At 59.3% G+C, this 18,078-nt stretch carries 16 protein-coding genes and 1 tRNA gene; 8 read left to right on the top strand and 9 right to left on the bottom strand.

Annotated features, from left to right (window positions below):
- Nucleotides 1–30 precede the first annotated feature (30 nt).
- Entirely contained in the window at nt 31–804 is a 774-nt protein-coding gene (locus tag Q0O99_RS13240) for an SDR family NAD(P)-dependent oxidoreductase (protein WP_293752297.1), read from the top strand.
- 40 nt (nt 805–844) lie between these two features.
- A complete protein-coding gene (locus tag Q0O99_RS13235) occupies nt 845–1,735 on the top strand; it encodes an alpha/beta hydrolase (RefSeq protein WP_293752295.1) in 891 nt (296 codons plus the stop codon).
- Between the two features lie 60 nt (nt 1,736–1,795).
- On the opposite strand, the gene Q0O99_RS13230 is transcribed toward Q0O99_RS13235, so the two are convergent.
- The 6 genes from Q0O99_RS13230 to lptF are packed head-to-tail and all read right to left on the bottom strand — an operon-like array spanning nt 1,796 to nt 7,632.
- The gene (locus Q0O99_RS13230) at nt 1,796–2,857 is read right to left on the bottom strand and encodes an alpha/beta fold hydrolase (protein ID WP_293752293.1); all 1,062 of its coding nucleotides are present in this window, start codon (nt 2,855–2,857) and stop codon (nt 1,796–1,798) included.
- Nucleotides 2,858–4,027, bottom strand: a complete 1,170-nt coding sequence (locus Q0O99_RS13225) for a pyridoxal phosphate-dependent aminotransferase (RefSeq protein WP_293752291.1) — start codon at nt 4,025–4,027, stop codon at nt 2,858–2,860.
- A gap of 23 nt (nt 4,028–4,050) precedes the next feature.
- Nucleotides 4,051–4,992 carry a CysB family HTH-type transcriptional regulator gene (locus Q0O99_RS13220; RefSeq protein ID WP_293752289.1) on the bottom strand — a complete coding sequence of 314 codons (942 nt, stop codon included), beginning with the start codon at nt 4,990–4,992 and terminating at the stop codon, nt 4,051–4,053.
- A 47-nt stretch (nt 4,993–5,039) separates the two neighbouring features.
- Nucleotides 5,040–5,411 (bottom strand): CbiX/SirB N-terminal domain-containing protein, encoded by a 372-nt coding sequence (locus Q0O99_RS13215; RefSeq protein WP_293752287.1) that lies wholly within the window; start codon nt 5,409–5,411, stop codon nt 5,040–5,042.
- An 8-nt stretch (nt 5,412–5,419) separates the two neighbouring features.
- Entirely contained in the window at nt 5,420–6,526 is a 1,107-nt protein-coding gene (gene lptG / locus Q0O99_RS13210; RefSeq protein ID WP_293752285.1) for an LPS export ABC transporter permease LptG, read from the bottom strand.
- Complete coding sequence (lptF, locus tag Q0O99_RS13205) at nt 6,523–7,632, bottom strand: LPS export ABC transporter permease LptF (protein ID WP_293752283.1); 1,110 nt, start codon at nt 7,630–7,632, stop codon at nt 6,523–6,525. Before lptF ends, lptG begins: the two co-directional genes overlap by 4 nt.
- Before the next feature lie 24 nt (nt 7,633–7,656).
- Between lptF and Q0O99_RS13200 the strand changes: the two genes are divergently transcribed.
- The 4 genes from Q0O99_RS13200 (at nt 7,657) to Q0O99_RS13185 (ending at nt 11,210) form a co-directional block, all read left to right on the top strand.
- Nucleotides 7,657–9,201: a leucyl aminopeptidase gene (locus tag Q0O99_RS13200; protein ID WP_293752281.1), complete on the top strand. Its 1,545-nt coding sequence runs from the start codon at nt 7,657–7,659 to the stop codon at nt 9,199–9,201.
- 31 nt (nt 9,202–9,232) lie between these two features.
- Nucleotides 9,233–9,667, top strand: a complete 435-nt coding sequence (locus tag Q0O99_RS13195) for a DNA polymerase III subunit chi (RefSeq protein WP_293752279.1) — start codon at nt 9,233–9,235, stop codon at nt 9,665–9,667.
- Complete coding sequence (locus Q0O99_RS13190) at nt 9,664–9,939, top strand: hypothetical protein (protein WP_293752277.1); 276 nt, start codon at nt 9,664–9,666, stop codon at nt 9,937–9,939. Before Q0O99_RS13195 ends, Q0O99_RS13190 begins: the two co-directional genes overlap by 4 nt.
- A 104-nt stretch (nt 9,940–10,043) precedes the next feature.
- The gene (locus Q0O99_RS13185; RefSeq protein WP_293752275.1) at nt 10,044–11,210 is read left to right on the top strand and encodes a branched-chain amino acid ABC transporter substrate-binding protein; all 1,167 of its coding nucleotides are present in this window, start codon (nt 10,044–10,046) and stop codon (nt 11,208–11,210) included.
- 257 nt (nt 11,211–11,467) lie between these two features.
- On the opposite strand, the gene Q0O99_RS13180 is transcribed toward Q0O99_RS13185, so the two are convergent.
- Both Q0O99_RS13180 and Q0O99_RS13175 read right to left on the bottom strand, forming a co-directional pair.
- Nucleotides 11,468–12,415, bottom strand: a complete 948-nt coding sequence (locus tag Q0O99_RS13180; protein WP_293752273.1) for a dienelactone hydrolase — start codon at nt 12,413–12,415, stop codon at nt 11,468–11,470.
- 212 nt (nt 12,416–12,627) lie between these two features.
- Nucleotides 12,628–12,718: transfer RNA gene (locus tag Q0O99_RS13175), tRNA-Ser, on the bottom strand.
- A gap of 200 nt (nt 12,719–12,918) precedes the next feature.
- On the opposite strand from Q0O99_RS13175, the gene Q0O99_RS13170 reads away from it, so the two are divergent.
- Nucleotides 12,919–15,192: an arginine/lysine/ornithine decarboxylase gene (locus tag Q0O99_RS13170; protein WP_293752271.1), complete on the top strand. Its 2,274-nt coding sequence runs from the start codon at nt 12,919–12,921 to the stop codon at nt 15,190–15,192.
- Between the two features lie 140 nt (nt 15,193–15,332).
- Here the strand turns inward: Q0O99_RS13170 and fabI are convergent, their stop codons facing one another.
- Nucleotides 15,333–16,148, bottom strand: coding sequence for an enoyl-ACP reductase FabI (gene fabI, locus Q0O99_RS13165; RefSeq protein ID WP_293752269.1), 816 nt, complete (start codon nt 16,146–16,148; stop codon nt 15,333–15,335).
- A 37-nt stretch (nt 16,149–16,185) separates the two neighbouring features.
- Between fabI and Q0O99_RS13160 the strand changes: the two genes are divergently transcribed.
- Nucleotides 16,186–18,078: an extracellular solute-binding protein gene (locus Q0O99_RS13160; protein WP_293752267.1), complete on the top strand. Its 1,893-nt coding sequence runs from the start codon at nt 16,186–16,188 to the stop codon at nt 18,076–18,078.

The following is an 18,078-nucleotide window of genomic DNA, read 5'->3' as shown; positions in this document are numbered from 1 at the left end:
GTCTTTTGGGCCAATGAATAGAGGTTGCGTATGACGTTGTCAGCTTCAAATGGGCGCGTTGCTCTGGTGACCGGTGGGGCCAAAGGCATTGGCGCTCAGGTAGGCCAGGCTTTGGCTGCCAAGGGATTCAAGGTGTGGGTGGCTGATAAAGATGTGCAAAGTGCACAGGCTTGGGCGGCAGCGCTGCAACAGCAAGGGTGGCAAACCCAAGCCGTGTTGCTGGATGTGGCCGATCCAGCTTCGGTGGCGCAGGTGTTTGCGGCGGTGGGTGTGCAGGATGGGCGCTGTGATGTGCTGGTCAACAGTGCGGGTATCGCCAAGGTTTTCCCCTTCCTGGATTTTCCTTTAGACAACTTCCTGGCCACAATGGCAGTGAATGTGACGGGGACTTTGTTGTGCGCGCAACACGCCGCTCGGTTGATGGTGCCTCAGCGTTGGGGGCGCATCGTGAACATCGCGTCGGTGGCGGGTTTGCGGGCTGTGGGCAAGGGGCGCACGGCCTATGGCACCTCCAAAGGGGCGGTAGTGGCTTTGACCCGGCAAATGGCGGTGGAGTTGGCCGAGCATGGCATCACCGCCAATGCGGTATGCCCTGGCCCCGTAGACACGCCCATGACGCGCGAGTTGCACTCAGAACAGTTCCGCGGCGAATACGCCAAGGCCATTCCCATGGCGCGGTATGGCCTGACCACCGAGATTGCGGCGGCGGTGATGTACCTTGTGTCGGATGAGGCCAGCTACACCACGGGGGTGGCTTTGCCCGTCGATGGCGGTTTCATGTCGGCTGGTGCGCCAGGCTTGTGAGTGCGTGTTCATGCAAGGCGTGAGAGATAAGGAGTGACAGATGCCCTCTGCTGTGAAGTTTGTGGACACCGATGTTTTGCGCATTGGCTACCAAGAGTGGAACCCGAGCGGGCAGCGCACGGTGATTTTGTTGCACGGTTGGCCCGACAGTGTGCGCACTTGGTCGGGTGTGGCGCCTGTGCTGGCAGTGCAAGGATGGCGTGTGGTGGTGCCGGCCTTACGGGGGTTTTCGCCCACACGGTTTTTGCATGCTGAGACGCCGCGCAGTGGGCAGATTTCCGCCTTGGGTCGTGATGTGCTCGATTTGATCGAGCGGCTGGACCTGGCGCAACCGGCTTTGGTGGGCCATGACTGGGGGGCCCGTGCGGCCGCCAGCGCTTGCGCTTTGCAGCCGGGTGTGGCCAGTCACCTGGTCATGATGTCAGTGGCCTATGGCACCAATTTGCCCTCGCAAAATCTGTCCCTGATGCAGGTGCGCAACTATTGGTACCACTGGTTCATGGCCACGCCCAGAGGCCAAAGTGAGGTGCGCGAAAGGGGGCCGGCTTTTGCCAAAATCATGTGGGACACCTGGTCGCCCACCGGTTGGTATGAAGATCAGGAATTCGAGGCTACGGCCGAGGTGTTTGCCAACAAAGACTGGCCAGAGGTGACGCTTCACTCCTACCAGCACCGCTGGGGGCATGCCCCGGGCGATCCGCGTTATGCCGCCGAAGAAGAAGCATTGAGACGGGTCTTGCCACTGGATGTGCCGACTTTGATGTTGCATGGCGGCGTGGATGGTGTGAACCCCGCGTCAACCTCTGAAGGGCAAGCACCGCTATTTCTGAACCGTTATGAGCGCAAGGTGCTGCCCGCTTGTGGGCATTTCCCGCAACGTGAAGACCCTGAACAAGTGGCCCAAGAACTGATCCGGTTTTTGGCCACCTGAACGACTGGGCAGGCATGCCGCAGCCTTCAGCTTGGTGCACTTTGCGCTGAGCTGGGGTGTTCAAAGTCCCTTGCAAACCACTTGCTGGGCTTGGGCCGTGCTTTGCCGATGGGTCAAGGGGGTGTTTTGAATCCAGCGGGCCATGTCTTGCAGCGGTTCGCGCGTGCGCAATTGGCGCGTCAGCAGGTGCCAGCCTTCGGGGTAAACGACGACATCCGTCTTGTCCGTCTGTGGCACTGCGGTGTTCAGGTGCGTGAGCCAATCGCACACAGGTTGCGGCGGGATGATGCGGTCGCGCAGGCCATACAGCACCAGGCTGCGTTGGGGTGGCAGGGTGGTTTGGGTTTGGGCGCGGCCCATGAGTTCGGTCACCCCGGCCAGGCTGCCCACGCGGGTGGCTTTGATAAACAGCGGGTCGCGGCTCAAGTCGCGTGAGACTTCGGGGTCGTCGGTGGGGCGGATGCCCAGCGAGGGCAAGCCCCGGCCGGTGAAACTCATCTCGGGTGCGACCAGATTCATGGTGTACAGGCTCAGGCGTTGGTACCATGGCATGCTGTTCGCACCCCAAACAGCGGGGGCTTTGAGAATGAGTTGGTCAGCCGCAAGGCCGGGCGCTTCGCTGGCGGCCACCAGCACCAACGCGCCGCCCATGCTCTCACCCACCACCGTGAGCGGCAGGCCGGGGTGGCGCTCACGCAGTTGGGTGGCAATGTGGCGCAGGTCGGCCAGTAGCGTGTCTGCTCCGGGCCAGATGCCTGGCTGGGGGTTGGCACCAAAGCCGCGTTGGTCGTAGGCGTAGACCGTGACCTGCAGTTCGGCCACCAGGTGCTGGGCGAGTGGCTCAAAGGCTTTGCTGTAATCGTTGAAGCCATGCACCGCCAGCACGATGTGTTTGGACTGAGGGCTGACCCAGAACCTACCGGCCAGGCTTTGGCCTGTGGGCAAGTCAAAGCGGGTCGGGCTGGATGGGACGGGTTGGCTGAGCACAATTTTGTCGGGTTGTACGGGCGCGAGGGCTTGTGGTGCGGAGACCGAGCAGGCGGCCGCAAGCGCGAGGCCAGCGGTGGCGAGGCTGCGCCGGAGAAGTTGGAAGGGCTGCAGCTTGGGTTTGTGCTCTGACACTCAAAGCCCTTTGAGTTTGTGCAGCGCTGCGTGCAAGGTTTCGTCGGTTTTGGCAAAGCAAAAGCGGATGACTTTTTGGTCGAAACCATTGCCATAAAAGGCCGACAGGGGGATCGCGGCCACGCCGATCTCAGCAGTGAGCCATTGGCAAAATTCGGCTTCACTCAGGTTTTTTTCAGGTACTTGCAGATCCGAGATGTCGGCGCACTGGAAGTAGGTGCCTTCACCGGGCAAGAGCTTGAAGTGGGTTTGCGCCAGGCCTTGGCGAAACAAGTCGCGCTTGCGTTGGTAAAAAGCGGGCAATTCCAGGTAGGGTGCTGGGTCTGCCATGTAGCGGGCCAGGGCGTGTTGCATGGGGGTGTTGACGGTGAACACCATGAACTGGTGCACTTTGCGCAGCTCGGCGGTGTAGTCGGCCGGGGCGGCCACAGTGCCGACTTTCCAACCCGTCACATGGTAAGTTTTGCCGAAACTGGAGACGATGAAGGCGCGTGCGGCCAGGCCGTCGAAGTGCGCTGCGCTCCAATGCTGCAAGGGGGCGTAGACCATGTGTTCATAGACCTCATCGCTGATCAGCACCACGTGGGTGGGGGCCAGAATGTCTTGCAGGATCAGCATTTCTTCGCGGGTCCAGACCATGCCGCTGGGGTTGTGCGGGGTGTTGATCAGGATGGCGCGGGTGCGTGGTCCGATGGCCGCGCGGATGCGGTCGAAGTCGGGCCGAAAGCTGCCGGGGGTCAGGGGCACGCGCACCACGCGACCACCTGCCAGCGCGATGTTGGGCACGTAGCTGTCATAGCAGGGTTCGAGCACGATGACTTCGTCGCCAGGGTGCACGATGGCCAAGATGATGGCGAGGATGGCTTGGGTGGCACCGGCGGTGACGGTGATCTCGCTGGTGGGGTTGTAGCGGCGGCCATACAGGGCTTCGATTTTGGCGGCCACGGCCTCGCGCAGTGGGGCCACGCCGGGCATGGGTGGGTATTGGTTATGGCCTTCACGCATGGCGTCTCCCACCATGTCGGTGAGTCGGGGGTCGCACGGAAAGTCCGGAAAACCCTGGCCGAGGTTGACGGCTTTTTTCTCGGCCGCCAAGGCGGACATGACGGTGAAGATGGTGGTGCCCATCTGGGGCGCCTTGGAGATGAGGGCGGGGCTGTTGGCGGTCATGAGTATGAGAATGGCATTAGCGTTCAGAGTTCGTAATCGTTGACGTGGCCCGTCATGGCTTTGGCAATCAGCGGTGCGGTGAGGCGGTCACTCAGCAGTTCGGCAAATTGGTACACAAACTGACGCAAGTAGGCCCCGCGCTTGAAGGCCACGCGGGCCACGTTCATGCCCAGCAACTGGCCCAGGGGGCGCACGGCCAGGTCTTTGACCGGGTCGTCCTGCACGGCCATTTCGGCCACGATGCCGATGCCCAACCCCAGCCGCACATAGGTTTTGATGACGTCGGAGTCGATGGCTTCGAGGGCGATGCGGGGCGTGATTTTTTTGGCCGCAAAGGCTTGGTCAATGCGGCTTCGCCCGGTGAATGAAGGGTGGTAAGTGATGAGGGGTTGGCTGGCGATGTCTTCGAGCGAGAGGTGGCTTTTGCTGGCCAGGGGATGGCCTAACGGCAGCACCAGCACGTGTTGCCACTCGTAGCAGGGCAGGGTCACCAGGTCATCGTAGGCCGACAAGGATTCCGTGGCGATGCCGATCTCGGCCGTGTCGTCCAGCAGCATTTTGGCCACTTGGTCGGGTGCGCCCTGATGCAGGCTGATGTTGACCTTGGGGTATTTGTCGCGCAGTTTGGCCACAGGCACGGGCAGCACATAGCGGGCTTGCGTGTGGGTGGTGGCTATCGACAAAGTACCGCTGTCCTGGGCGTTGTATTGTTCGCCGATTTTGCGCAAGTTGCCCACTTCGCGCAGGATCAGCTCGATGCTTTGCAGCACGTGCAGGCCGGGTTCGGTGATGCGTTTGAGCCGTTTGCCATGACGGGCAAAGATGTCGATGCCGAGCTCTTCTTCCAACTCGATGATGGCCTTGGACACCCCAGGCTGCGAGGTGTGCAGGGCTTTGGCCGTTTCAGTCAGGTTGAGGTTTCGGCGGGCGGCTTCCTGGACGAAGCGAAATTGGTGCAGGTTCATATGATTATGGTTATATGGCTGGCCTGCATTATGCTTTAAATGTCTGATTAAACCGATCCGGCCGCGATCTCGGCCATGAGTGCCGTCATGGCAGGGTGTTGACCGATGGCGGGCAAGAGTTCAAACGACATTTGAGGGTAGGCTTCGGTCAGGTCTTGCACCAGCTCGGGCAGGTCTTCGCGGGCGTGTCGGCCCACGCCCAAAAACATGGGCACGATGCGCACACGGGCCACGCCTTGTTTCATCAGCACTTCCACGGTCTGAGGCAAGTCCGGCTCAGTCAGCTCCAAAAAGGCGACGGCCACAGGCAAGCCAGGCTGTTGGACCCGCATACGCTCGGCCACAGCGTCAATGGGCAGGCGCCAAAGCGGGTCACGCGAGCCATGGGCGAACAAAATCACGCCGCCGGGCGGTGTCATGGGGCATGTCATCGTCTTAAAACCATCCACCAAAATGCCGCCAGTGAGACGGCGCTGTAAATGAGCGCGGGTGCGGCCGAAGTCAACAGGGGCTGCCAGTTGTTCAGGTTGCCGACGTGGCTGAAAACGCTGTTGAGCAGCGAAAAGCTGATGCCTGCGAGCACGCCTGCAAAAACATGTCCGGCGATTTGCCCCGAGCGGAAATGCAAATAGGCAAAGGGCAGCGCCAGCGCCAGCATGACCAGGCAACTCAAGGGGTAAAACACTTTGCGCCAAAACTCGATTTCGTAGCGCTGGGCGTTTTGGTTGTTGGCCGACAGGTGGCGCATGTAACTGAACAACTCCCAGGTGCTCATGCGGTCTGGGCTGAGCAAAGCGGCCGCCACCATGTCGCTGCTGATGTCGGTAGGCCAGACTTTGCTGGCCAGCTTGGTGACACTGAATGGCGTAGGGTTGGCGGTGTTGGGCATGAGGATCGATTTTTCTTCCACTTCGCTCAACTGCCACTGGCCTGGTTGAATTTGAGCTTGAAGGGCTGTGGTGATGCTCAAAAGCTGGCCTTTTTCATTGAAGGCATGGATGCGCACGTCTTGCATCTGGCTTATGCCGTCAAATCGGCGCACATTGACCGCGTATTGCTGGCCTGCCTGCTTCTCGCGCAACCAGGCCCCGGTTTGACCTGTCGTCAGTTGGCCCAGAAATGGGGCCTTGAATTGCTGTGCCCGTCGCTCGGCCCAGGGCGCGGCGTAGTCACCAAAAAAGAAGGTGAGGGCCACAAACACCAGCCCCAGCTTGAGCAGCGAGGACAGCGCCATCCAGGGCTCCAGACCCCCTGTGCGCAAAATGGTGAATTCGGAACTTTGGGCCAGCCGCGCCATGACAAAGATGCTGCCAATCAGCACCGAGATCGGCAGCAATTCGTAAATGTGGTCAGGCGTCTTGAGAGCGATGAACAGCAGGGCGTGCTGCAACTGGTAGCCCTGTGCTGCATGCCGAGCGATGGCCTGCAGCTCGTCGACCAGGTCAAAAAACAAAAACAGGGCCAAAAAGCCCAAGGCCACAAAGACCACAGCGCGGATGATTTCGCCGTACAGCAGATGGCGCACAGTTTTCATGCAGAGGCCTCCAGGGGGCGGTTCACGGATGGCAGGAGGTGCCGCCAGCTCCAGTTCATGTGGCGCAGACTCAGCCACACCAAGGCCAGTGCCAAGACGCCACCGTGCAGCATCAGCATGAAGGGCAAAGCACCGATGCGCCCCACGCCGATCCAGTTTTGTCCCACGGTGAGCAGGTTGTAGTACGCCACAAACACAAACAGCGCCAAACCCAGGTGGTAGCTGCGGCCAACCCGGGGGTTGACCGCAGACAGCGCCAGTGCCAGCAGGATCAAATTGATGGCTGTGAACAGCAGACCAAAGCGCCAGGCCAATTCGGCACGGTTGGCGGGCGTGGTTTGTTCCATCAGTTGCCAAGTGGTGCTTTGGCGGCTGTTGCGCACCGAATTGAGGGGCACGGAGTTGGCATCAATCAGCAGTTGGTAACGCTCAAACTGGGTTAGCCGAGTTTCACCCGTGGCGAGGACGGTGAGCCATTGCTGGCCGTTTTCAAGAAACAAAAACCGGTCGTTGCCGACAAATTCGACCCGCCCGCGTGAGGCCGTGGTCACGCTTTCGAACTGGTCGTCACGGCTGGAAACAAACACGTTGTTGCCCGTCCGTTCACCCGGGCTGTCCTTGTCGATGAAAAAGACCCGGTTGCCGCCTGCGGACTCCTGAAACTGGCCAGGCGCGATGCGCTCGACGTCGTTGCGTTTTTCAAAGCGTTGGCGCAGGTCCTGGATCTGTTGGTGACTCCAAGGCCAAACAAACAAGGCCAGCAGGGCAATCACCAGCAAGGTGGGCCAAGCGAAGCGGAACAGGGGCTGGACAAACTGGCCCAAGCCCTGCCCGCTGGAAAACCAGATGACCATTTCACTGTCGCCATACATGCGCGACAAAGAGGCCACGCATGCAATAAACAGGCTCAAGGTGATGATGGTGGTCATGTGACCCAGCACGCTGAACCCCATGACCAGCATCACCTCGGAGGGGTTCACGCTGCCCCGGCTGGCCTGACCCAGGGTGCGAATCAGGATGATGGTCATCACGATGGTCACCAAAATGACCAGCGTGGCACCAAAATTGCGGGCAAGGTCTTTGCGTAATGAGGAATGGAATAACATTGGCAAAACAGGAAAACCCGAATTATGAACTTCGAATTTCAAAAGCTCTCTCTGTCTCATGCCATGACCGCTTCGGTGGACGCGCTGGTGGTGCTTTGGCCTAGCCAGGTGCAGCCCGATACCCAGGCGGTAGAGCCAGTCTCCCGCTTGGTAGCCCAGGCCATTGCCTACGGTGATTTTGAACTCAAGGCCGGTGCCGTACTGAGTTTGTACAGCCAGCCCGGCCTGGCCGCCCGGCACGTGGTGGTGGCCTGCAGCGCAGACCACCAGCCCGGGCAAATTCGCAGCGCCATGCAGGCGGCTTGGGGGGTGCTCAAGGCGGGCAAGATCAAACGTTTGGGCTTGCACGTGGTGGGTGAGGCGTCTGTTCAAGGCCTGCAAATGGCGCTCAGCAGTCTGGCCGATGCCAGTTACAGCTATACCACGACCTTGAGCAAGCCCAAGGCCCGCACGCTCAAACAGGTGCAGGTCAGTGCCACGCACGACAGGGTTGAACTGCGCCAGGCGGTGGTGCAGGCCCAGGCCCTGGTGGCCGGGGTCGAATTGGCCAAGGAATGGGCCAATCGCCCGGCCAACCATGCCACGCCCACACATTTGGCCGAAACGGCCAAAAGCATTGCCTCGGGCCGCGCTTTCAAATGCGAGGTGCTGGGCCCCAAAGAAGTGGCCAAGCTGGGCATGGGCGCGTTCATGGCCGTAGCCCAGGGCGCGGCCGAGCCTTTGCGCTTCATCGTCCTGCGCTACAACGGCGCGGCGGCCACGCAGGCCCCGGTGGTGCTGGTGGGCAAGGGCATCACCTTTGACTCGGGTGGTATTTCCATGAAGCCTGCGGCCGAGATGGACGAAATGAAGTACGACATGGGCGGCGCGGCCAGTGTGCTGGGTGTGTTCAAGGCGCTGGGCGAGCTCAAGCCCCGCGTCAATGTGGTCGGTCTGATTCCGGCCACCGAAAACATGCCCGATGGTCTGGCCGTGAAGCCGGGCGATGTGGTGACCAGCATGAGCGGGCAGACCATAGAAATTTTGAACACGGATGCCGAAGGGCGTCTGGTGCTGTGTGATGCGCTGACCTATGCCGAGCGCTTCAAACCACAAGCCGTGATTGACATCGCCACCCTGACGGGCGCCTGCGTGATCGCGCTGGGCGCGGTGCGTACGGGCCTGTTTTCAAGCGACGACGTGTTAGCCCTGCAACTTCAGCACGCGGGCGAGGCCTCGGGCGACACCTGCTGGCGCATGCCTTTGGATGACGACTACGCCGAAGGCCTGAAGTCGCGCTTTGCCGATGTGGCCAATGTGGCCGGTCGGGCCGCGGGTTCGGTCACGGCGGCCAAGTTTTTGCAGCGCTTTACCAAGAGCTTTGCCTGGGCGCACCTGGACATCGCGGGCACCGCTTGGCGCAGCGGCGCGGCCAAGGGCGCCACAGGACGCCCTGTGGGCTTGCTTTTGCAGTACCTGTTGACCCTTGCTCAAGAGACACCAGCGGTGAAATCCCATGGCAAATCCAAAGCCGCGGTCAAGTCGGGCGTGAAGGGCAAAGCCAAGTCGCGCACTGCGGGCAAGGCTTGAGCTTCGAGCTGGCACCCAGCCCCTGGTTCCCATGACCCGCATTGAGTTTCACTTCAATACCGGCGAACGGCTGCTGCACGCTTGCCGCTTGGTGCGCAAGGCGCGAGTACATCATTTGCGCATCGCGGTGGTGGGTGCCACCGAAACGCTCAAGCAACTCGACGCCGAGCTGTGGCGCTTTCAGGATGTGTCATTTCTGGCGCATTGCACCGCCCAAGATGCCCTTGATGTGCAGCGGGCTTCGCCAGTGGCACTTGGACCGGACCCACACGCCTGGGGCTTCGATGAGGTGCTGATGAACCTGGGCGATGAGGTGCCTTTGGGCTTCGAGCGCTTTGCCCGCCTGATTGAGATTGTTGCCAACGACGAGCACGGTCGCGACCAAGCCCGGTTGCGTTGGAAGCATTACAAAAGCCGCGGTTACGAACTTTTACAACACGATTTGTCCAAGGTGGCCGGCACATGACACCCACTGAAACACCTTCTTCGAGCCCGCCTGTCTTTCCGGATGAGATACCGACTTTGACTCAAGACATGGCGTTGGCCCAAGTGCCGCAGGCAGTGCTTGTGGCGCTGGATGCGCGGTCCGCCGAAAAAGAGGCGTTGATGGCCTTGTCATCGGATTTGCTTGAAAATCTTCGTCCAGAAATTGAGCGTTTGACGGCGGATTGGGTGCAAAGAACCTTGCAAAGTGTTTGGGACCAGCGCGCGCGCACCTTCCAGGATGTTGAGCCATGATGTTTCTGTTACGCAGGTTTTGGTTTTCCCGGAGTCACAAAAGGGCGTTTTTGAAGTATCTTTAAGGCTTGCTTGATTGAAGCAAATTTATTTTCGGAGTTTCTATGAAATTTACTGGTTCACGTGCTTTGAGCGTGGTGTCGGTTGCCGTTGCGGCAATGGTGTTGGCCGCATGCGGCAAAAAAGAAGTCGTATCCACCGAGATGGTCGTCAAAATCGGTCACGTGGGTCCTGTCAGCGGCGCCATTGCCCACCTGGGCAAGGACAATGAAAACGGTGCCCGCATGGCCATCGAAGAGCTGAACGCTGCGGGTCTGAAGATTGGTGACAAAACTGCCAAATTCGAGTTGCTGGCTGAAGACGACGCAGCCGATCCCAAACAAGGCACTGCAGCAGCCCAGAAATTGGTCGACGCCAAAGTCAACGGCGTGATCGGCCACCTGAACTCGGGCACCACCATTCCCGCTTCGCAGCTGTACAACGGCGCTGGCATTCCCCAAATCTCGCCTTCGGCCACCAACCCCAAGTACACCCGTCAAGGTTACGCGGGCGCTTTCCGCGTGGTGGCTGACGACGTGCACTTGGGCGGCACGCTTGGCAAATACGCTGTGGAGACCCTCAAGGGCAAGAGCATCGCCGTCATCGACGACCGCACTGCCTACGGCCAGGGCGTGGCTGAAGAGTTCAAGAAAGCTGTGGCTGCGGCTGGAGGCTCGGTAGTGGGCCACGAGTTCACCACCGACAAAGCCTCTGACTTCAACGCCATCTTGACCACCCTGAAGGCCAAAAAGCCCGATATCGTGTTCTTTGGCGGTATGGACGCTGTGGCTGGCCCGATGCTGCGCCAGATGAAGTCCTTGGGCATCAATGCCAAGTTCATGGGCGGTGACGGCATCTGCACAGCCGAATTGGCCAAGTTGGCCGGTGACGCCATGAAAGACGAAGGCGTGATCTGCGCTGAAGCCGGTGGTGTCGAAGGTGAGCAAAAAGTCGGCATGGACAAGTTCCGTGCAGACTTCAAAGCCAAGTACAACGCCGACGTGCAGGTCTATGCCCCTTACGTCTATGACGCCGTCAAGGTCATGGCCACGGCCATGGTCAACGCAGGTTCTGCCGACCCCGCCAAGTACTTGCCTGCTTTGAAGAGCATCACTTACAAAGGCGTGACCGGTGACATCGCCTTTGACGAAAAGGGCGACATCAAAAACGGCGCTTTGACCTTGTACACCTACAAAGGTGGCGAGCGTTCACAGATCGCTGTGGTTCGCTGATGTGTTGACCTCCATTTTTGGGGGCCTGTTTTAAAGTGTTGGACTGAAGACCCCTTTCAAACCACAGACGAAAAAAAGCCTGCACATGTGCAGGCTTTTTTTGTTCAGACGGCGCACATGCCGGGGCCTGAGCAGAGTGCAGCCCCTGTTCAAAATGGCGGGTCAACGGTGTGTGGGGCTGGCTGTGCTGGCGCTTCGGGTGTTTCGACCGTGCGCGACTTGGTCCGGGTGGGCGGGCCTGGTGACCGCGGCCGAATTCACCTGCTGGGCTTTGCGATCAAATTTTCAACGAACGATTGGATGTGGCGTCGCATGTCATCGGTGGTCGCATGGCTGCGACAAACCGCAAATGGGTTGTACACATTCATGGCTTTGCCACACTCGCCATCGACGGGGGTACCGGCCGCCCCTCTGTTCGCCGCGTCCCAGCCATGCGTCTGGTCGGGATAATGATGCCATTGGGCGGCTGACGCCAGCACCCGCTTCGGACACTCTGAGATCGGTGTCGCCGTGTCCTTGCCCCCCGTGAAAATGATCACAGGGGCTGTGTAGGGGGACAGAGCAGGGGCTGTGGGTGTGCCATGCGAAAAGCAGCCTGGATAAGCCGCGATGCCCCCGCGGTACAAGCCCTTCATGTGGCCACTGAGGAACGGGTCATCTGTGAAGGCCCTGAGAACAGTCCAGCCCCCTTGGCTGTCGCCCATGACAAACATTTGCCCCGTGTCCACTTTGTTCACGTCGCGCAGCCACTGGCCTGCTGCAATGACGTCAAGGGCCCGCATGTTGGCGCCAAAACGCGTTCTGGTGGCCCAATTTTCATTTTGACCTCGGCTCCAGTAACTGTCGAGCACCAGAACATTCGCATGGAATGTGTCGCGCAACCAAAGTGCACTGGCGAAGTTGGTGGGCACCAGTCCATGACCGCCATGCACCACCACAAATGTGGGGCGGCCTGTGGCACCTTTGGGATGAGGCGTCCAACTTGCCAAGAGCAGCCCCTTGCCATCAAACGATGGAACCTGTGCCTTCATCTCACCCAACTTGACCAAAGTGGTGTTGTTGTACAGGCTGTATTGGGTGATTGGCCTCGCAGGTGCGTGCGAAACAGTGATTGGCGGCTGGAAAAACCCCACGTCAAAAGGAATGGTTTGGCAACCCACAAGAAATGCAAATACCAACAGGACCGAACGTGCCGCGAATGCCATGGATGACTCCAATTCTTAAAAATCTTCACCCATCAAATGGCTGGCCGCGGCCTCTTTGTCTGGTGCAGTTGGGCTTAACCACTAACCGCTGGATGTGGCTGCAGGCCATGGGCGCCAGCACCCACCTTGATCGTCTAAAGATCAGCCATGTCGGGTGAATGGTGGGCTAGAAAAAACAAAACGCGCCCGAAGGCGCGTTTTTACTTGGTTTCTGGCGGAGCAGGCGGGATTCGAACCCGCGGTGGGCTATTAACCCACACACGCTTTCCAGGCGTGCGACTTAAACCACTCATCCACCGCTCCGAAGTGGGCGATTGTACCAGTGGAAAAACTGCTTTTCGCAGGCCCCCAGCAATTCTTGTGCAGGGGGCCAAGGCATGCCGTCGCGGTGAGTTTTTTGCCAATTTCTGATCTGTGTCGTTCAGCAGGGTCTTTTTGTCCTTAAACTTCGCCACAGTTTCAAATCCCTTTGGCCTTTCTTTGGCGCACAGCCCCATCAACCCATGAAATTTCGTTTCCCCATCGTCATCATTGACGAAGATTACCGCTCCGAAAACACATCGGGTTTGGGCATTCGTGCTTTGGCAGACGCCATCGTGAGCGAGGGCTTGGAGGTCTTGGGCGTGACGAGCTACGGTGACTTGTCGCAGTTTGCCCAGCAGCAAAGCCGCGCCAGTGCTTTCATCCTGTCCATCGACGACGAAGAGTTCACGCCCGGCCCCGACTTGGACCCGGCCGTGATCAACTTGCGCGCCTTCATTGACGAGGTGCGACGCAAGAATGCCGATGTGCCCATCTACATTTATGGCGAGACCAAGACCTCTCGCCATCTTCCCAATGACATCCTGCGTGAGCTGCACGGCTTCATTCACATGTTTGAAGACACGCCTGAGTTCGTGGCGCGTCACATCATTCGCGAAGCCAAGAGCTACCTGGAAGGTGTGCAGCCGCCGTTCTTCAAGGCACTGCTCGACTACGCCGAAGACGGCTCGTATTCATGGCACTGCCCAGGGCACTCGGGTGGCGTGGCTTTCCTCAAGAGCCCCGTAGGCCAGATGTACCACCAGTTTTATGGCGAGAACATGTTGCGTGCCGACGTGTGCAATGCGGTCGAAGAACTGGGTCAATTACTGGACCACAACGGCGCCATTGGCGAGAGCGAGCGCAACGCTGCGCGCATTTTCAACGCCGACCATTGCTTCTTTGTGACCAACGGCACCAGCACCTCCAACAAAATCGTTTGGCACCACACGGTGGCCCCCGGTGATGTGGTGGTGGTGGACCGCAATTGCCACAAGTCCATCCTGCACGCGATCATCATGACCGGGGCCATTCCGGTGTTCATGAAGCCCACGCGCAACCATTACGGCATCATCGGCCCCATTCCCAAAAGCGAGTTCGAGCCAGCGGCCATCATGGCCAAAATCAAGGCCAACCCTTTGCTCAAGGGCGTGGACCCCAAAAAGGTCAAGCCCCGCGTGATGACCCTCACGCAGTCCACTTATGACGGCGTGCTCTACAACACCGAGACCATCAAAGACATGCTGGACGGTTATGTGGAGAACCTGCATTTCGACGAGGCTTGGTTGCCGCACGCGGCTTTCCACCCCTTTTACGGCCCGTATCACGCCATGGGCAAAAAGCGCGCACGCCCGAAAGAGTCGATGGTGTACGCCACGCAGTCCATCCACAAATTGCTGGCCGGCATCAGCCAGGCCAGCCACGTGCTGGTGCAGGATGCGCAAAACACCAAGCTGGACAGGCCCTTGTTCAACGAGGCGTACCTGATGCACACCTCGACCAGTCCGCAGTACAGCATCATTGCCAGCTGCGATGTGGCCGCCGCCATGATGGAGCCACCCGGCGGCACCGCGTTGGTGGAAGAAAGCATTGCCGAAGCGCTGGATTTCCGCCGCGCCATGCGCAAGATCGACGCCGAGTACGGCAAAGACTGGTGGTTCAAGGTCTGGGGCCCAGAAAAATATGCCGACGAAGGCATTGGCCGTGCCGACGACTGGATCTTGCACAACGATCCACGCAAGAAATCGAGCAAGTGGCACGGCTTTGGTAAGCAACTGGCCGACGGCTTCAACATGTTGGACCCGATCAAGTCGACCATCGTGACACCGGGTTTGGATTTGGACGGCAAATTTGACAAGACTGGCATTCCAGCGTCCATCGTCAGCAAATTCTTGACCGAGCATGGCGTGGTGGTGGAGAAGACGGGCCTGTACAGCTTCTTCATCATGTTCACCATCGGCATCACCAAGGGCCGCTGGAATTCGCTGCTCACGGCTTTGCAGCAGTTCAAAGACGAATACGCCAAGAACCAACCGATGTGGAAAATCATGCCGGAGTTCTGCCAAAAGCACCCGCGCTATGAGCGCATGGGCTTGCGTGATTTGTGTCAGCACGTACACGAGATGTACGCCAAGTACGACATCGCCATCTTGACGACCGATATGTATTTGTCGGACCTGGCCCCGGCCATGCGCCCTTCAGATGCCTATGCCCACATTGCTCAGCGCAAGACAGAACGGGTGGAAGTTGACCACTTGGAAGGCCGTGTCACTGTCGGTCTGGTCACGCCTTACCCACCGGGCATTCCCCTCTTGATCCCTGGCGAGGTCTTCAACAAGAAGATCGTGGATTACCTCAAGTTCGCCCGCGAGTTCAACGAGAAGTGCCCGGGTTTCGAGACCGACATCCATGGTCTGGTCGAGATCAAAGACGACGATGGCAAAAAACGGTATTTTGCGGATTGTGTAAAGACTTGAGAACCGTGTGTGGCGGGTGAGTTGAGGCCCTCTTCGGGGGGAATTGAAAAAGCGGCTTTCGCCGCTTTTTCAAATTCGGAGCATGAGCCAGTTAAAAACCGATGTTGATCACCCGCAGCGGTGCGCCGACAAACAACCCATCAAGCCACAGCCGCTGGCTCCGCAATGCCACCGACCACCTGGCTGAAACCACCGTCGACATACGTGATCTCAGCCGTCACGCCAGCTGCCAAGTCGCTCAACATGAACGCCGCCACATGGCCCACATCCTCAATGGTCACGTTGCGGCGAATGGGCGAGGTTTCGGCCACCACCGACAAAATCTTGCCAAAGCCCTTGATGCCGCTGGCCGCCAGCGTCTTGATGGGGCCGGCCGAAATGCCGTTGGCGCGCAGGCCACGGTTTTGGCTGCCCAGCGATTCGGCAAGGTAGCGCACCGACGCTTCCAGACTGGCTTTGGCCAAGCCCATGGTGTTGTAGTTGGGCACGGTGCGGATCGCGCCCAGGTAAGTCAGGGTCAGCACAGCCGATTTGTCATTCAAATAGGGCAGGGCCGCCTTGGCCATGGCCGGGAAGCTGTAGGCGCTGATGTCGTGCGCGATCTTGAAGCCTTCGCGCGACAAACCGTCCAGAAAGTCGCCAGCAATGGCTTCACGCGGGGCGTAGCCGATGGCGTGCACAAAACCGTCAAACTTGGGCCAAGTGGCCGACAGGTCAGAGAAGAGTTTTTCAATCTGCTCGTCGCTGCCCACGTCGCAATCAAAAATCAGCTTGGAGTCGAAATCGGCTGCGAAGTCGGTGATGCGGTCCTTGAAGCGCTCACCCACGTAACTGAATGCCAGTTCAGCGCCTTGTGCGTGGCAGGCCTTGGCGATGCCGTAAGCAATCGAACGGTTCGACAGCACACCGGTGATCAAGAGCTTTTTGCCTGTCAAAAAACCTGTTTTTATCGTCATCTCTTCAACTCCTGGAAAATGTGTGCAGAATTGTCGCATGCGAAGACCCATGGCCCGTTTCTGGACACCCTGCTGCTTGGCCCTCGGGCTTGCAACAGCGGGCAACGCTTGGGCTGCACACGCTTACGCGCAATTTGGCGACATCCGCTACCCTGCAAGTTTTGCCCATTTCTCGTACGCCAACCCAACCGCACCCAAAGGGGGCGAGATCGTGCTGGTGCCGCCGACCCGCCAGTCCAACTTCGACAAGTACAACCCCTTCACCTTGAAGGGCAGCGCACCACCCTCCATGTTGAGCATGATGTTCGACACCCTGTTGGTGGGCAACATGGACGAGCCGACCACGGCCTATGGCTTGTTGGCCTCGGCTGTCTCGGTGGCCAAAGACCGGATGTCGGTCACTTTCCAGATCCACCCGCAAGCCCGATTCCACAATGGTGACCCCGTGCTGGCGGCCGATGTTCGCCACTCCTTTGAGCGACTGACCAGCAAGCAGGCAGCGCCCCAATACCGTACTTATTTCGGCGAGGTCAAGGGCGCGACCGTCTTGGCCGAGCGGAGCATCCGATTCGATTTTGTGCGCCCCAACAGCGAGTTGCCTTTGATCGTGGGCAGCTTGCCCGTGTTCAGTGCCAAGTGGGGTTTACAAGGTGAGGGGCCTGAGGCAACTCACAAACCGCTGGACCAGATGGTCATGGACATGCCGATAGCGTCGGGGCCCTACCGCGTCGGGCCGGTGCAGTTTGGCAAGGACGTCACCTATGTGCGTGACCCGCACTATTGGGCCAAAGACCTGAACGTGCGCAAGGGGCAGTTCAATTTCGACCGCATTACCTATAAGATTTACAAAGACAGCACCGCGCAACTCGAAGCTTTCAAAGCGGGCGAGTTCGATTACATGCAATCTTTCATTGCGCGGGAGTGGGCCAGAGCTTTCACCGGGCGGGCGTTTGAGCGTGGTGAGCTGATCAAGGCCGAATTGCCGCATGGCAATGCAGGTGACTTTCAAGGCTTTTTGTTCAACACGCGCCGCGACAAGTTCCAGGACGTGCGGGTGCGTCAGGCCATTGCGCTGGCCATGGACTTTGAGTGGCTGAATCGCCAACTGTTCTACAACGCCTACAGCCGGGTGCGTGGCTATTTTGTGGCCAGCGACTTCGAAGCCAAGGGCCGTCCGGGCCCCGACGAGTTGGTTTTGCTTGCGCCCCTGCGGGCCAAGCTGCCCGCCGCTGTATTCGATCAAGATGTGCCCCAACCACCTCAAACTGCACTGGACCCGGCGTCGGGCCATACCTTGCGCGACCATATGCGCCAGGCCCGTGATTTGCTCAAAGACGCCGGATGGACCTACCGCGACGGCGCATTGCGCAACGCCAAGGGGCAAGCCCTGAGCATCGAATTTTTAGACAATTCAGGCTCGATGGGCCGCGTGGTCACACCCTTTGCCAAGAACCTTGAAAAACTGGGCATTCAGGTTCAGTACAAGGTGATCGACTTTGCGCTCTTGCAAAAACGCATGGACGTGTTCGACTTTGACATCATCAGCAACCGCACCGTGGGCAGCGAAGCGCCCGGCACCGAGTTGCTCGAGCGCTACGGCAGCCGATCGGCGGAAGTGGAAGGCTCGGGCAATGTGATCGGCCTGAAAGACCCGGCTGTGGACGCGCTGCTGGACAAGGTGGTGAGTGCCACGTCACGGCCGGAACTGGTGACCAGCCTGCGTGCGCTGGACCGAGTGCTGCGCCATGGTCACTATGTGGTGCCGCACTGGTATGGTGCCGTGCACCGGGTGTCCTGGCGGGCCAAGGCGTTTGCGCGCCCAGCCGATTTGCCCCGTTTTTACCAGCCTGAAAAGCTGGTCACCACCGTGTGGTGGTCGCCCAATGCCTCGACCGCACCTGCGGCCCAAACCGCCCCCAAGGCACCTTGA

Origin of the sequence: Limnohabitans sp. Rim8, assembly GCF_945901735.1 — a bacterium.
Lineage (GTDB): Bacteria > Pseudomonadota > Gammaproteobacteria > Burkholderiales > Burkholderiaceae_C > Limnohabitans_A.
The sequence above is the reverse complement of the archived record's forward strand: the minus strand, read 5'-3'. Positions and strand labels throughout refer to the sequence as shown.